At 59.1% G+C, this 264-nt stretch carries 1 protein-coding gene; it reads left to right on the top strand.

Annotated features, from left to right (window positions below; all coding sequences use genetic code 11):
- Positions 1-264, top strand: a 264-nt coding sequence (locus tag CN946_RS20940; protein ID WP_218012669.1) for a hypothetical protein, incomplete at both ends; no start/stop codon positions are given.

Below are 264 nucleotides of genomic sequence, written 5' to 3'. Positions count from 1 at the left end.
CTGACGACCATGCTGCCGTTGCATTTCGCCGGCGTGCTCGCCTTTTATGCCTGCGCCACGACGGCCTACACGTTTGTGCTCAAGCGTAAGCTTCTGGTCGATGTGTTCACGCTTGCCGGCCTTTACACGACGCGCATCGTCGCCGGTGCGGCCGCAACGGGCACCGAGCTTTCCTTCTGGCTGGTGTCATTCGCAATCTTCTTCTTCCTGAGCCTTGCGCTGGTGAAGCGCTACGTCGAATTGCACGAATTCGAGGACAAGGAC

The organism is Bacillus sp. AFS053548 (assembly GCF_002575105.1).
Taxonomy (GTDB): domain Bacteria; phylum Bacillota; class Bacilli; order Bacillales; family Bacillaceae_G; genus Gottfriedia.
This window is presented reverse-complemented; position numbering and strand designations above follow the sequence as displayed.